We start from the raw sequence: 13,939 nt of genomic DNA on the forward strand, positions 1-13,939 counted from the left end.
GGAGAAGGTTTGTGGAGTTCAGCCAATTGCGGATCTTTCAGGCAGTGGCCGAGGAAGGTTCGATCACCCGCGCCGCCGAGCGTCTGCACCGGGTGCCGTCCAACCTGTCGACCCGGCTCAAACAGCTGGAAGAGCAATTGGGCGTCGAACTTTTCGTCCGTGAGCGTCAGCGTTTGCAGTTGTCCCCTGCGGGAAAAGTCCTGCTGGACTACACCGGCAAGCTGTTTGCCCTGCGCGATCAGGCGAGTGCGGCGGTGATGGGCGGGCAACCGGCCGGGGATTTTGTCCTCGGCACGCTGTACAGCACCGCGGCGATCCATTTGCCGGCGTTGCTGGCGCGTTATCACAAGCAATACCCGGCGGTGAACCTGCAAGTGCAATCCGGGCCCAGCGGCGAGTTACTCGAAGGCCTCGTCTCCGGGCGTCTTGATGCGGCGCTGGTGGACGGTCCGCCGCAATTGGCCGGGATCGACGGCGTGCCGCTGTGTGAGGAGCGTCTGGTGCTGATCAGCGAGGCCGATCATCCGCCGATCCGCAGCGCCAAGGACGTCGAGGGCAGGGCGGTGTTTACCTTCCGCCATGGCTGCGCCTACCGCGCCCGGCTGGAAGCGTGGTTTGTCCACTATCAGGCGGCGATGGGCCGGGCGATGGAGATCGAGTCCTATCAGGGCATGCTTGCCTGCGTGATTGCCGGCAGCGGTGTGGCGCTGATGTCGGAGTCGATGCTCGCCAGTCTGCCGGGGCGTGAAAGCGTCGCGGTGCACCCGTTGGTCGAGCCGTTCGCCAGTGCGACAACGTGGCTCATGTGGCGCAAGGGCATGGTCGGGGCCAACCTCAATGCCTGGATTGAGCAGCAGCAAGCGCTCTATCCCGTGGCATCGAGTGAACCCCGGCACACGGCGTGAACCAACCCATCGTAATTCTGTTCAATTCAGTAACAGATCATTGCGGATTTGGCCGAGCATTGCGTAGGACTTCGGACTATTATCAGTGCGAAGCGGCCTCAGAATTCCGGCCGCTCAGCACTACCCTGAAGGGGGCATGACGATGAAAGAGAAAATTCAGAACTGGCTGCACGATTTGGGTGTAGCCCTCGGCTTGATCGAACCGCCTCTGCAACCCGTACCGATCCGCACCGATGACGAACAGCGCCGGCGTCAGCCTCGCCGGCGGTAGTGCTCAAATAAAAGATCAAAAGATCGCAGCCTTCGCCAGCTCCTACAGGGAATGTGTTTCCTGTAGGAGCTGCCGAAGGCTGCGATCTTTTGCTTTTGTGGTGGAGCTCAAACTTCAGGCCTCAAGCGTGCCCGCGCAGCCATTGGTCAATCATCGAACGTAAATGCCCGCCGGAAAAACTGCCGAAATGCCCGCCATGCACGGTGCGGATCGGCAGCACCTGCAAGCGCCGCAGGCTGGCGGCGTAATCCTCCAGATTGGAGTGGTAGGCGTCTTCGATCAGCGGCCCGTCGTAGATGATGTCGCCGCTGAACAAGGTTTCGGTCGCCGCTTCATACAGGCTGATGCCGCCCGGTGAATGCCCCGGCGTGTGCAGCACCTGCAAGGTGCGATTGCCCAGATCCAGCACATCGCCATCCTCGACAAACCCGGTGGCCGGCGCGGCCTTCACCCGGTATTCGGCGTAGCACAGCGGACAGTCCGGATGCGCCTCGAACATGTCGTCGCCGACAAAGGCCCGGCTCAAATCGTTCTCGCCGTCCGGCGCGGCGAGGATGTCAGCTTCGGCGCGATGCACCAGGCGCTCGGCGAATTCGTGATGCCCGGCGATGTGGTCGAAATGGCAGTGGCTGGCGACGGCCACCAGCGGCCGTTCAGTCAGCCAGGGCAACTGTTCGCGCAGGCTGACCAGTCCCGAACCGCTGTCGAGCAGCAGATCCCTGTCGCGGCCCTGGATGTGCCAGAGGTTGCAGCGGTAGAACGGGCGAATATACGGCTCGTGAATCAGGCGAATGCCATCGCTCAAATTCAGAACTTCGAACCACTGATCGCGCGAAACGATCTTCATAAACCATTTCTCCAGACGTAAAAAAACGGGTGTGGCAACCGACGCCACACCCGTCGAAGAAAGCATCAAGTCGTTACGTAAAGCTTAGATCGCACTCGCCACCGTCGCCGGGCGAGGGGAGACCAGGCTGACCACCACAAAACTCACCAGGCCCACAGCCAGGCTGTAGTAGATCGGCGTGTTCGCATCCAGACCGTCCTTGAACATGAACAGCAGCGCGGTGGCGAAACCCAGGCCCATGCTGGCAATGGCGCCGGCGGTGGTCGCACGTTTCCAGAAGATCGCGCCGATCAGCGGAATCAGCATGCCGCCGACCAGCAGGTTGTAGGCCAGGGTCAGGGCGCTGATCACGTCGTTCACCACCAGCGCGATGCCGAGCACCACGACACCGGTGAGCAGAGTGAACAGACGGTTGACGCCTAAGCTCGACTGTTTGCCGCCGCGCAGCTTCGGCAGCAGGTCTTCGGTCAGGGTGGTGGCCGCGGCGAGCAGGCCAGCGCTGGCGGTGGACATCATCGCCGCCAGAGCAGCAGCGATCACCAGACCACGGATGCCGTCCGGCAGCGACAGTTTGACGATGGCGGCAAAGGCGTTGTTGACGTTGTCCAGATCCGGGATCAGCACGTGCGCAGCCATGCCGATCAGCGCGCAGGCCAGCCCGTAGAGGATGCAGTAGATACCGGCGATGCTGCCGGCGTACTGCGCGACTTTGGCGGTCTTGACGGTGAACACCCGTTGCCAGATGTCCTGACCGATCAGGATGCCGAAGAAGTAGATCATGAAGTAGGTGATGATCGTGTCCCAGCCGATGGTGGTGAAGTTGAACGCCGCTGCCGGCAGCTTCAGCACCAGTTCGTCCCAGCCACCGACGCGGTACAGGCAGATCGGCAACAGGATGAACATCAGGCCCACGGTCTTGATGATGAACTGGACGATGTCGGTCAGGGTCAGCGACCACATGCCGCCGATCGCCGAGTAGATCACCACCACGCCACCGCCGAGCAATACCGAGATCCAGAAGGGCAGGCCGAACAGCACTTGCAGCACGGTGCCGATGGCGAGGATCGAGGTCACGCCGATCATCAGCGCGTAGGCCAGCATGATCGCCGCGCTCGCCGAGCGGGCCATCGGGTTGTAGCGTTTTTCCAGGACTTGGGTAACGGTGTAGATCTTCAGTTTCAACAGCGGTTTGGCGAGGAACAGGTTCAGCGCGACGATGCCGCAACCCAGTGCCGCGCACAGCCAGAAACCGGAGATCCCGTGCACGTAACCCAAGCGCACGGTGCCGACGGTGGACGCGCCACCGAGCACGGTCGCGGCCATGGTGCCCATGTACAGGCTCGGGCCCAGGTTACGCCCGGCAACGAGAAAGTCCTCGTTGGTCTTGGCCTTGCGCATGCCGTAGTAGCCGAGCAACAGCATGCCGGCGGCGTAGATGAGGACGACGAATAAATCCAAAGCCATGATGGCGTGTCTCCGATTGTCTTTTTTATGTGGAACGCTGAATCGAATGCCTCTCTGTGGCGAGGGAGCTTGCTCCCGCTGGGCTGCGAAGCGGCCCCAACAGCTTCATTGCGACTGCTGCGCAGTCGAGCGGGAGCAAGCTCCCTCGCCACAAGAACTCCAATCCTTCAAATTTTCTGTGTGAATCAGGCCGCTTGGCGCAGTGCCGATTTTGCTTGCGCCGCCGCGCCTTGGCTGCGCACATCCTGCGGTCCAAACACCTCCCGCGGTTCCGGGAACAGGCTCAGCAACGTCAGGTACACCACCGACGCCAGACCCAGCGTTACCGGCAGGCTGATGTCGATACCACCGGCCATTTCACCCAGCGGGCCGACGAACTGCCCCGGCAGGTTGACGAAGCACAGGCCGACCGCCGCGCTCGGGATCCATGCACCCAGGCCACGCCAGTTCCAGCCGTGGTTGAACCAGTAGCGTCCGCCTTGCTCGCCGCGAGTGAACACTTGCAGGTCATCCGGGCAGTAGAAGCCGCGACGCACCAGCAGGCCGATAATCATGATCACCATCCACGGGGTAGTGCAGGTGATGATCAGCACGGCGAAGGTCGACACGCTCTGCACCAGGTTCGCCGCGAAGCGTCCGATGAAGATGAAGGCAATCGACAGCACGCCGATCAGCAACGTTGCCTTGACCCGCGACAGCACCCGTGGGAACACGCTGGACATGTCCAGCCCGGTGCCATACAGCGAGGTGGTGCCGGTGGACATACCGCCGATCACCGCAATCAGGCACACCGGCAGGAAGAACCAGCTCGGCGATACCGCCAGCAGACCACCCACATAATTGTTCGCCGCGATGTAGTCCGGCGCCTTGATCGCGACGATGGTCGCGGTGCTCAGGCCGAACAGGAACGGGATGAACGTGGCGATCTGCGACAGCACCACGGCGGCCATGATTCGCTGCTTGGAGGTGTCACGCGGGATGTAGCGCGACCAGTCGCCGAGGAACGCACCGAACGAGATCGGGTTGCTCATCGCCACCAGCGCCGCGCCGATGAACGCCGCCCAGAAGCCCGGTTGCCCGAGGTTCACCGTACCGGCGTAGTTGACATCGAAAGGACCGGCGAAGGCGAACATGCCCAGCAGGAACAACAGACTGGCGCTCCACACCGCGATCTTGTTCACCCACAGCAGAAAGCGGAAGCCGTAGATGCACACGGTCAGCACCAGAATCGCGAACAGACCGTAGGCCAGGCCCAGGGTCAGGTCGGTTTCCGGCAGACCGATCAGGCGTTTCGCCCCGCCGATCAATGCATCGCCCGAACTCCACACCGAGAGCGAGAAAAACGCGATGGCGGTCAACAGCGACAGGAACGAACCGACGATCCGCCCGTGCACGCCGAAGTGGGCGCCGGAGGACACGGCATTGTTGGTGCCGTTGATCGGGCCGAACAGGCCCATCGGTGCGAGGATCAGCGAGCCGAGCAGCACGCCCAGCACAATCGCCCAGACACCGGCCTGAAACGACAGGCCGAACAGTACCGGGAAACTGCCGAGCACGGCGGTGGCAAAGGTATTGGAACCACCGAAGATCATCCGGAACAAGTCCGTCGGGCCTGCGGTGCGTTCGTGGTCCGGGATCTGTTCGACCCCGTGGGTTTCAATTTGCGTAAGGCTTTGGTCGTTGTTGTTGTTATTCATGATCTGCTCCGATCATAAAGGCGCGCTCATCGTGCGTGAGCGTCACCTGTTTGGCTAAGGGGATGGCAGCCCTTCCGGCATTGCGGACAAATGTTCGTGGCAGGCCAGCCAATGGCCTTGTTGTTCTAGGCTCGACGTTTGTTTGCGGAAAACAATCGTCTCGCGCTCCTGGCTGAAATGTTGCTCCCCTTGCATGCGCAGCTCGGTGGCCACGTCATGGATAAACACCGCCACGTCACCTTGCAGGCTGACGAAGGCGTTGCTCGAAGTGCACGACAGCACTTCAAAGCCATCCTCGGCGCGCCAGGTGTCCCACAACGCCTGATAGGCATCGCGCGACAGCAGCGGCTGTTCGAGGGTGTAAAACACGAAGCTTGCGTCGGCGCTGAACGCGCCGAAATAAGCTTCGCGATCGTTACGCGCGAAGGCGGACACCAGATCGGCAGCCGCTTTCAACACCTGATCACGTTCGTTCATGGCCGAACCCTCAGCGGTGGACCACGCCAGGCAGTACGCAGAGCATTTCGTACAGCAGGTTGGCGGCCAGCAGCGAGGTGTTGCCGGTGGTGTCGTAAGCGGGCGAAACTTCTACCAGATCGCAGCCGATCAGGTCGAGGCCCTGGCAGCCGCGAACGATTTCAATCGCCTGAATGGTCGTCAGACCCCCGATTTCCGGGGTGCCGGTACCTGGCGCCCAGGCAGGGTCGATGCCGTCGATGTCGAAGCTCAGGTACACCGGGCCGCCGCCGACTTTCTCGCGCACTTCGGCCATCAGCGGCGCCAGCGACTTGTGCCAGCACTCTTCGGCTTGTACGACGCGGAAGCCCTGATCGCGGCTCCAGTTGAAGTCGTCAGCGGTGTAACCCTGCGCGCGCAAACCAATCTGCACCACGCGGTCGCAGTCCAGAAGACCTTCTTCGACGGCGCGACGGAAGGTTGTGCCGTGGGCGATCTTCTCGCCGAACATGTGATCGTTGACGTCAGCGTGGGCATCGATGTGCACCAGACCGACCTTGCCGTGCTTCTTGTGAATCGCCCGCAGGATCGGCAGGGTGATGGTGTGGTCGCCACCCAGGGTCATCGGGATCACGTTGTGCTCGAGGATGTTGTCGTAGGCCTCTTCGATGATGCGCACGGCGTCGAGCAGGTTGAAGGTGTTGATCGCCACGTCACCGATGTCGGCGACCGACAGCGAGTCGAACGGCGCGGCGCCGGTGGCCATGTTGTACGGGCGGATCATCACCGATTCGGTGCGGATGTCGCGCGGCCCGAAGCGGGTGCCGGGGCGCAGCGAAGTACCGATGTCCAGGGGCACGCCAACGAAGGCAGCGTCCAGGCCGGCAGCGGTCGGTACATGGGGGAGTCGGAGCATGGTGGCGATGCCGCCGAAGCGCGGCATTTCGTTGCCGCCCAGTGGTTGGTGAAGAATCTTGTCCACGGGTAGGGCCTCATCGTCTTTGTTTTATTTATGTCGGCGCACCGTCGAGCACAGGTTCGGACGCCGCTGTGGGGCCGATTCTGCGAAATGTAGTGCGGGGGAAGAATCGCTACGGGCAAAAACTTAGTTCAGATTTTTCTAAACTAATGGCGATGCCCGAGCTAGACTTCTCCCGCTGCCGAATCACCCTGTAGGAGCTGCCGCAGGCTGCGATCTTTTGATTTTCGGCGCCTTCAAAGCTGCCAGAAATCAAGATCAAAAGATCGCAGCCTGCGGCAGCTCCTACAGGGATCGGCGAGTTCAAATGGTTTGTGGAGTACCTGATGGCCAACGCTTTACCCGACCTGAAACTATTGCGCATCTTCGTCAGCGTGGTCCGGCATCAGGGTTTCGCCAACGCGCAACAGGAGCTCAACCTGTCGACCTCGGCGATCAGCACCTATATGAGCCAGCTCGAAGCGGCGCTTGGTCTGGTGTTGTGTCATCGCGGACGGGGCGGGTTCAGCCTGACCAGCAAGGGCGAGCTGTTCCATCAGGAAACCCTGCGCCTGCTGGCCGAACTTGAAGGTTTCGAGCAATACGCTGCTGCACTCAAGGGCGAACTGCGCGGTACGCTCAATCTCGGGGTGATCGACTCCACCGTCAGCGACAAGGCCTTGCCGTTCGCGGAAGCCATCGGCGCTTATAGCCAGGAGCACCCGGCGGTGCATTTGCACTTGTCGGTGATGAGCCCCTACGAACTGCAACTCGGTGTGCAGGACAACCGCCTCGATCTGGCCATCGGCGCGTTTTCCACGCGCATGAGCGGCCTGGTGTACATGCCGCTGTACCGCGAGCAGCACTGGCTGTATTGCAGCAGCCGCCATCCGTTGTTCCACGAGCGGCGGATTCCCGAGCAGGTCATCACCCAGCAACGCATGGTCGGCCGTGGTTATTGGAGTCAGGCGGAACTGGCGCGCCACGGTTTCAAACACAGCGCGGCGACCGTGGAAAGTATGGAGGCACAGCTGATTCTGGTGCTGTCCGGCGCCTACATCGGCTACCTGCCGGAGCACTACGCTCAGGCCTGGGCCGACAAAGGAGACTTGCGCGTGTTGCTGCCGGCGACCTTCGGTTATCAGGCGCCGTTTTCGATGATCATGCGCCGGGGCCGCAGCCGCGAACCGTTGATTCAGACCTTCCGTGATTTGCTCAAAGCACAGCTCAATCAGGCATAAGAACCATGTCCAGACCCCAATGTCCGCGCTGCCTGCGTCCACAAAGCCACTGCCTGTGCCCGCTGATCCCGAGCCTCGACAGCCGCACCCGCGTTCTGCTGTTGCAGCATCCGAGCGAGGTTAACCATGCGTTGAATACTGCGCGGTTGGCGGCGCTGGGTTTGGCCAATGCCGAGTTGATTGTCGGTGAGATATTCGAGGATCTGCCGGCGCTGCTCAATCGGCCGGGATATCAGGCGCGGTTGCTGTTTCCCGCTGACGATGCGCAGCCGCTGCAGGCTTACCGCGAATCCGATCAACCGTTGTTGCTGGTGGTGCCGGACGGCACCTGGCGCAAGGCACGCAAGATGCTTCATCTCAACCCGCTGCTGGCGGCGTTGCCGCGGGTGACGCTGGCGCAGGGTGGGGTATCGCGCTATCGGTTGCGCAAAGCGCCGGGGCCGGGGGCGTTGTCAACGATTGAGGCGATTGTGCAGGCGCTGGAAACTCTGGAAGCGCCGATGACGTTTGCGCCGTTGCTCAAGCCGTTCGAGGCGCTGATCGAGGGGCAGATTGCGGCGATGGGGGCGGAGGTTTTTCAGCGCAATCATGGCGACAGATAGTTGATGTCTGGGCTGGCCCCATCGCTGGCAAGCCAGCTCCCACAGTGTCCGTGTCGAACACAAAATCTGTGAGCACCTCAGAACCTGTGGGAGCTGGCTTGCCAGCGATGAGGCCAGTCAATTCACCACCAGATCCAGAAACTTCTACCGCTCGCGCATCGCCTCGGTCCGCGCTTTCAGCACCGGTTTCAGCAGGTAATCCAGCACACTTTTCTCCCCAGTAATAATGTCCACCGTCGCCACCATCCCCGGGATGATCAGCAGCGGTTTCACATCGCCGCCCAAGTGGTTTTTATCGGTGCGCACCTGAATCAGGTAGAAGCTGTTGCCCTTGTCATCGGTAATCGTGTCGGCACCGATCAGTTCCAGTTTTGCGCTCAGCCCGCCGTAGATCGTGTAGTCATAGGCACTGAACTTGACCATGGCTTTCTGGCCCGGATGGAGGAACGCGACGTCTTGCGGACGCACCTTGGCTTCGATCAGCAGGTTGTCCTCCAGTGGCACGATTTCGACCATGTCGCTGCCCGGCTGCACCACGCCGCCGATGGTGTTGACCTTGAGCTGCTTGATGACCCCGTGCACCGGCGAGGTCACGGTGGTGCGGCTGACGCGGTCGTCGATGGCGATGCTCGAGGCGGTGATTTTCGACAGGTCGGTGCGTTTCTGATTGAGGTCTTTGGCCGCGTCGGAGCGGAAGGTCTGTTCCGATTCGTCGATCTTGCTCTTGATCTCGTTGATTGCCGATTCCGCCCGTGGGATCGCCAAGGTCGTTGCGTTCAGTGAGCCGCGAATTTCCACCGCGCTGCGTTTCAGTCGCAGGATCTCCACCGGTGACACCGCACCAGTGCCGACCAGTGGCGCCGACATGTTCATCTCCTGCTGCAGCAGCGCCAGGCTGGAACTGTACTGGCCTTGCTTGGAGCGGAACTCCGCCAGCTCCTGAGTCTTCTGCCGCAGCTGTTCGGTGAGGGTGCGTTGTTCGCTGGCCAGACGCCGTTGGCGCTGGTCGTAGAGTGCCCGTTCGTCTTCGGCGACCTGTGGCGCCTTGGCGATCACCTCGTCAGACAGTTTGAACGGACGGCCCTCGGCTTCGGCGGAAAGGCGTTCGACTTGCGCGGTCAGGGCGTAACGATCGGCCTCGCTCTCACCCTTGTTCGACAGGAAGCGTGTGTCATCCAGGCGCAGCAACTTGTCGCCCTTGTTCACCATCTGTCCTTCACGAACAAAAATCTCGGTGACGATCCCGCCCTCCAGGTTCTGGATCACCTGGACCTTGCTTGACGGAATCGCCTTGCCTTCGCCCATGGTCACTTCTTCAAGCACGGCGAACTTGGCCCAGACCAGCGCACTGATCAACAGCGCCGCTGCGAGCCACACGGTGATCCGCGACCAGCGCGGCGAATCCTGCAGCGAAGCGCCGGCGGTTTCCGGCATGAACTCGGCTTCGGCGCTTTTGCCGAAACTGTCGAAGTAACTGCGTGATTTGCTATCTGAAGATGCAGACATGGGGCGATACCCCTCAGTTAAGAAACATCAAACCGCACAACCCATGCGTCGCCCGGAACACTTACTTGTGGTGAGGGGATTTATCCCCGATAGGGTGCGAAGCGCCCTCAGAGTCTTTGGGGCCGCTGCGCAGCCCATCGGGGATAAATCCCCTCGCCACAGGTTTTGTGAGAGCCATAAATTATGTTCACGCATCTAAACCGCCGCCGAGCCGACGCGGCCCTTGCGCAGTGCATCGATGACCGCTTCTTTCGGGCCGTCGGCGACGACCCGGCCGTTGTCCAGGACCAGCAGCCGGTCCACCAGGCTCAGCATCGAGGTGCGGTGGGTGACCAGCAGCAGCGTCTTGCCTTGCACCCAGCCGTGCAGCTTCTGGCGCAGCAGGTCTTCGCTGCTATTGTCCATGGCGCTGGTGGGTTCGTCGAGCAGCATGATCGGCGGGTCGAGCAGCAGCGCCCGGGCCAGCAACACCGCTTGGCGCTGGCCACCGGAGAGCAGTTGTCCGCGCTCGCCCACCGGCCGGTCGAAACCTTGCGGATGCTGTCGCGCCAGTTCGGTAACGCCGGTCAGTTCAGCGACTTCGAGCATGCGCGAGTCGCTGATGTAGCGGGCGCCGAGGGTCAGGTTGTCGCGCAGGCTGCCGGCCAGCAGCGGCAGGTCGTGGGCGACGTAACCGATCTGCTGGCGCAGGTCGGCGACATCCAGTTGCCGCAGGTCGAGGCCGTCGAGCAGCAACTGGCCTTCCTCGGGTTCATAGAAACCCATCAACAGCCGCGCCAGGGTGCTTTTGCCCGAGCCGCTGCGACCGATGATGCCGATCCGCTCGCCGGGTTTCATGCTGAAGCTGACGTTGCTCAGCGCCGGTGCATTCTGACCGTTGTAGTGAAAGGTCACGCCACTGACGTCCAGCGCACCTTGTAGCTGTGTACGTTCCAGTGGCCGCTGCTTGCCGTCACGCTCCTGCGGCAGGCCCATCAGCGCGTCGGTGCTTTTCATGGTCAGTTGCGCTTGCTGGTAGCGGGTGATCAGCCCGGCGATCTGCCCCAGCGGCGCAAGAACCCGGCTGCCGAGCATGTAGCTGGCGACCAGCGCACCGACGCTGAGGTTGCCGGCGATGATGCTGTAGACCCCGGCAACGATCGTCGCCATCCCCGAGAACTGTTGGATGAACAGTGTGCCGTTGGTCGCCAGCGCGGAGAGGTTGCGCGCATGGCTGTCGAGGCGGGTGAGGGCGCCGTGGGTGCTTTCCCATTTGTGCTGGCGCTCGCTTTCGGCGCTGCAGGCCTTGAGGGTTTCCAGGCCGCCGAGGGTTTCGATCAGCAGCGCCTGCCGCTCGGCGCCGAGGCTCAGGCTTTTCTGCACGGTGTCGCGCAGGCGCACCTGAATCGCCAGAGCAAAAATGATCGTGATCGGAAATGCCAGCAGTGGGATCACCACCAGCCAGCCGCCGAGCAGGCCGATCACCACCAGCATCAACACCACAAAGGGCAGGTCGATCAGGCTGGTCAGGGTCACGGCGGTGAGGAATTCGCGCAGGCCCTGAAAGTCATGAATGCTCTGGGCGAAACCGCCGATGGTCGCCGGCCGGGCCTTCATCGCCATGCCGGTGATGCGTTCAAATAAAGTCGCGGAAAGGATCACGTCGGTTTTCTTGCCGGCGGTGTCCAGCAGGTGCGCGCGCACCACCCGCAACACCAGCTCGAAACCGGTGCCGATCAACAGGCCGATCGCCAACACCCATAGGGTCGAGGTGGCCTGATTCGGTACCACGCGGTCGTAGGTCTGCATGACGAACAGCGGCACCATCAGGCCCAGCAGGTTGATCAGAAAACTGGCGAGGATCGCATCGCTGTACAGCCATTTCGACAGCTTCAGCGTGTCGCGAAACCAGGCGTGGACCCGTGGCACCAGCGGTGAACGCAAGTCTTCGAGTTCGTGGCGCGGACGGGCGAACAAGGCTTGACCGCTGTAGTGCTCGGCCAGTTCTTCGCGCTCGACCCATTGCTCGCCGCCATCGGCTTCGCTGGGCAGGATCAGCGCCTTGCCGTCATCGCCAAAACGCCGCAGGACGGCGGTGCGCCCATCCTTGAGCAGCAACAGGATCGGCAGATTCAGTGCAGAAATATCCTTCAGTTCACGCCGCAACAGGCGCGCCTGCAAACCGGCCCGGGCGGCTGCGCGGGGCAGCAGGTCCAGGCTCAGGCGTTGCTTGTTCAGGGGCAGCCCGGCACTCAGGCTGGCACGACTGACCGTCGCGCCGTGGAGCTTGCAGAGGATCAACAGACCGTCGAGTAACGGGTCATCGAAGCTCAGCCGCGGATCGATCCCGGTGTGTCCGCCTTCGGTCATGCTGGTCATATTGATCGCCCCTGTTGAACGGACTCGACTATCGACACATCTCCCTGTAGGAGCTGCCGAAGGCTGCGATCTGTTGATCTTGATCTGCAAAAACAACATCAAAAGATCGCAGCCTTCGGCAGCTCCTACAGGGGTTACTTCATTTCAGCTCAGGCAGGCGCGCTTCGTTTTTGACTTCGGTCGCCGCGATCGCATCCGCCGGCAGCACCACCCGTTGCTTGCTCAGCAACTGGCCCATGTTCGCCAGCACGCGGTACATCGAATATTCCTCGGTGTAGCGGATTTCGGTGTAGCGGCGGTTGGCGTTGTAGAGCTCGTTTTCACTGTCGAGCAAGTCGAGCAGGGTGCGTTGGCCGAGGCCGAACTGATCCTGATACGCCGCGCGCACGCGTTTGGTGGTCTCGGCGTATTCACGGGCGGTCGGGGTCTGTTTGTTCGCGTTGACCATGGCGTTCCACGCCAGGTGGATGTTCTCGTTCAACTGGCGCAGGGCGTTGTTACGAATGTCCATCGCCTGGTTGATCTGGTGCGCATCGGACGCCAGTCGGGCCTTGTCGCTGCCGCCACGGAACAGGTTGTAGTTCATGATCACGCCCACGCGCCATTCGTTGTCGTGGCCCTCATCGCCTTGCACGTTGTTGTTCGCACCCACCGCCGCTTCGGCATCGAATCGAGGATAGAACGGCGACTTGGCAACTTCGTACTGGCTCTCGGCTGACTGCACGTCCGCCTGCGCGGATTTCAGATACGGGTTGTTCTCGACCATGCTCTGCTGGGCTTCCGGCAGGCTGGTGGGAACCTCGCCGCGAGTCGACGGTGGCGCTTCGAGTTCATCGGGCATGCGCCCGACCACGGCGTAGAAGTTCGATTCGGCGTCGGCCAGATCGACTTCGGCGGTGTCGAGGTTGTTTTGCGCCAGCGCCTTACGGGCGACCGATTGATCGGAGTCGGCGGTACTGCCGATGCCGCGCTGGGTGCGCAGGCCGATCTGATCATTCACGCGCAGGTGCGCTTGCAGGTTGTTCTTGGCCAGGGTCACCAATTCGCGCCGCTTGAGCACTTCGAGGTAGACCTCGATGGTGCGCAGCGCCAGATCCTGGGCGGTGCCTTGCGCGTAGTAGGCGCGCGAGTTGGACACGCCCTTGGTGCGCTCGACTTCATTGGCCGTGTTGAAGCCGTCGAAGATCATTTGTCGCAGTCGCAGTTCCGACTGGGTGTAATTGAGAATCTCGGTGTGGTGATTACCGAAAGCCCGGGTATTGGTGTTGTCGCTGTAGCCGCGCCCGTAGGCGGCATTCAAGTCGACGGACGGATAGAAGCCGCCCTTGGCCACTTTCACTTGCTCATCGGCCGACAGTTTGGCGTCCACACGCGAGGCGAGATCCGGGTGGGTGGCAATGGTGCTCTGAATTGCTTCGGTCAGGTTCATGGCCTGGGCTTGAGAAGTGCAAGCCATGGCCAGCAAAACCGCGCTGCAAAGGGGGGTTAAAACGCGCATGGGGTGCATCTCCCTGGTCCTGATGGTGTGTTACTGTCGCCAAATATTTGACGATAATTTAAGGTGTAAGCGTTTCACTCTTGTAACAACAGAGCTAAGAACATCCTGAAGCGTAGCTAAGAAAAAATTTTCATAA

The 13,939-nt window shown here is 61.5% G+C and carries 12 protein-coding genes; 4 read left to right on the forward strand and 8 right to left on the reverse strand.

From position 1 onward, the window contains the following. The first annotated feature begins 11 nt into the window (after nt 1-11). Both ptrR and ACYZUM_RS03995 read left to right on the forward strand, forming a co-directional pair. Nucleotides 12-905, forward strand: a complete 894-nt coding sequence (gene ptrR, locus ACYZUM_RS03990) for a putrescine utilization regulator PtrR (protein ID WP_108181991.1) — start codon at nt 12-14, stop codon at nt 903-905. 142 nt (nt 906-1,047) lie between these two features. Continuing rightward, nucleotides 1,048-1,176: a PA1414 family protein gene (locus ACYZUM_RS03995; RefSeq protein ID WP_003184145.1), complete on the forward strand. Its 129-nt coding sequence runs from the start codon at nt 1,048-1,050 to the stop codon at nt 1,174-1,176. Between the two features lie 121 nt (nt 1,177-1,297). Here the strand turns inward: ACYZUM_RS03995 and ACYZUM_RS04000 are convergent, their stop codons facing one another. From ACYZUM_RS04000 to speB, 5 genes are all read right to left on the reverse strand, one after another. After that, a complete protein-coding gene (locus ACYZUM_RS04000; RefSeq protein ID WP_108181992.1) occupies nt 1,298-2,023 on the reverse strand; it encodes an MBL fold metallo-hydrolase in 726 nt (241 codons plus the stop codon). An 84-nt stretch (nt 2,024-2,107) separates the two neighbouring features. After that, nucleotides 2,108-3,487: a sodium:solute symporter family protein gene (locus ACYZUM_RS04005; protein ID WP_041070225.1), complete on the reverse strand. Its 1,380-nt coding sequence runs from the start codon at nt 3,485-3,487 to the stop codon at nt 2,108-2,110. A 185-nt stretch (nt 3,488-3,672) separates the two neighbouring features. Continuing rightward, nucleotides 3,673-5,184, reverse strand: a complete 1,512-nt coding sequence (locus tag ACYZUM_RS04010; protein WP_108181993.1) for a purine-cytosine permease family protein — start codon at nt 5,182-5,184, stop codon at nt 3,673-3,675. Nucleotides 5,185-5,238: 54 nt separating this feature from the next. Continuing rightward, nucleotides 5,239-5,661 carry a YybH family protein gene (locus ACYZUM_RS04015; protein ID WP_108181994.1) on the reverse strand — a complete coding sequence of 141 codons (423 nt, stop codon included), beginning with the start codon at nt 5,659-5,661 and terminating at the stop codon, nt 5,239-5,241. Between the two features lie 10 nt (nt 5,662-5,671). Then, the gene (gene speB / locus ACYZUM_RS04020; protein WP_003222717.1) at nt 5,672-6,622 is read right to left on the reverse strand and encodes an agmatinase; all 951 of its coding nucleotides are present in this window, start codon (nt 6,620-6,622) and stop codon (nt 5,672-5,674) included. 323 nt (nt 6,623-6,945) lie between these two features. Here speB and ACYZUM_RS04025 point away from each other — a divergent pair, with 323 nt between their 5' ends. Together ACYZUM_RS04025 and ACYZUM_RS04030 are read left to right on the forward strand one after the other, a co-directional pair. Beyond that, nucleotides 6,946-7,839 carry a LysR family transcriptional regulator gene (locus tag ACYZUM_RS04025; protein ID WP_041070221.1) on the forward strand — a complete coding sequence of 298 codons (894 nt, stop codon included), beginning with the start codon at nt 6,946-6,948 and terminating at the stop codon, nt 7,837-7,839. Nucleotides 7,840-7,844: 5 nt separating this feature from the next. After that, the gene (locus tag ACYZUM_RS04030) at nt 7,845-8,441 is read left to right on the forward strand and encodes a tRNA-uridine aminocarboxypropyltransferase (RefSeq protein ID WP_086791944.1); all 597 of its coding nucleotides are present in this window, start codon (nt 7,845-7,847) and stop codon (nt 8,439-8,441) included. Between the two features lie 144 nt (nt 8,442-8,585). Here the strand turns inward: ACYZUM_RS04030 and ACYZUM_RS04035 are convergent, their stop codons facing one another. The 3 genes from ACYZUM_RS04035 to ACYZUM_RS04045 all read right to left on the reverse strand — a co-directional run bounded on the left by ACYZUM_RS04035 (nt 8,586) and on the right by ACYZUM_RS04045 (nt 13,803). Beyond that, nucleotides 8,586-9,947: an HlyD family type I secretion periplasmic adaptor subunit gene (locus tag ACYZUM_RS04035; protein ID WP_108181995.1), complete on the reverse strand. Its 1,362-nt coding sequence runs from the start codon at nt 9,945-9,947 to the stop codon at nt 8,586-8,588. 195 nt (nt 9,948-10,142) lie between these two features. Then, complete coding sequence (locus ACYZUM_RS04040; RefSeq protein WP_108181996.1) at nt 10,143-12,305, reverse strand: type I secretion system permease/ATPase; 2,163 nt, start codon at nt 12,303-12,305, stop codon at nt 10,143-10,145. 139 nt (nt 12,306-12,444) lie between these two features. Continuing rightward, nucleotides 12,445-13,803 carry a TolC family outer membrane protein gene (locus ACYZUM_RS04045; RefSeq protein ID WP_108181997.1) on the reverse strand — a complete coding sequence of 453 codons (1,359 nt, stop codon included), beginning with the start codon at nt 13,801-13,803 and terminating at the stop codon, nt 12,445-12,447. Between the last annotated feature and the right edge of the window lie 136 nt (nt 13,804-13,939).

It is taken from the genome of Pseudomonas sp. m6p, assembly GCF_055760375.1.

Excerpts from the sequence above, each read along its gene's own strand:
- ACYZUM_RS04000 (WP_108181992.1), bottom strand. The coding sequence starts at position 2,023 with ATGAAGATCGTTTCGCGCGATCAGTGGTTCGAAGTTCTGAATTTGAGC.
- ACYZUM_RS04015 (WP_108181994.1), bottom strand. The coding sequence starts at position 5,661 with ATGAACGAACGTGATCAGGTGTTGAAAGCGGCTGCCGATCTGGTGTCC.
- ACYZUM_RS04045 (WP_108181997.1), bottom strand. The coding sequence starts at position 13,803 with ATGCGCGTTTTAACCCCCCTTTGCAGCGCGGTTTTGCTGGCCATGGCT.
- ACYZUM_RS04035 (WP_108181995.1), bottom strand. The coding sequence starts at position 9,947 with ATGTCTGCATCTTCAGATAGCAAATCACGCAGTTACTTCGACAGTTTC.
- ACYZUM_RS04030 (WP_086791944.1), top strand. The coding sequence starts at position 7,845 with ATGTCCAGACCCCAATGTCCGCGCTGCCTGCGTCCACAAAGCCACTGC.
- ACYZUM_RS03995 (WP_003184145.1), top strand. The coding sequence starts at position 1,048 with ATGAAAGAGAAAATTCAGAACTGGCTGCACGATTTGGGTGTAGCCCTC.
- ACYZUM_RS04025 (WP_041070221.1), top strand. The coding sequence starts at position 6,946 with ATGGCCAACGCTTTACCCGACCTGAAACTATTGCGCATCTTCGTCAGC.
- ACYZUM_RS04005 (WP_041070225.1), bottom strand. The coding sequence starts at position 3,487 with ATGGCTTTGGATTTATTCGTCGTCCTCATCTACGCCGCCGGCATGCTG.
- ACYZUM_RS04040 (WP_108181996.1), bottom strand. The coding sequence starts at position 12,305 with ATGACCAGCATGACCGAAGGCGGACACACCGGGATCGATCCGCGGCTG.
- ACYZUM_RS04010 (WP_108181993.1), bottom strand. The coding sequence starts at position 5,184 with ATGAATAACAACAACAACGACCAAAGCCTTACGCAAATTGAAACCCAC.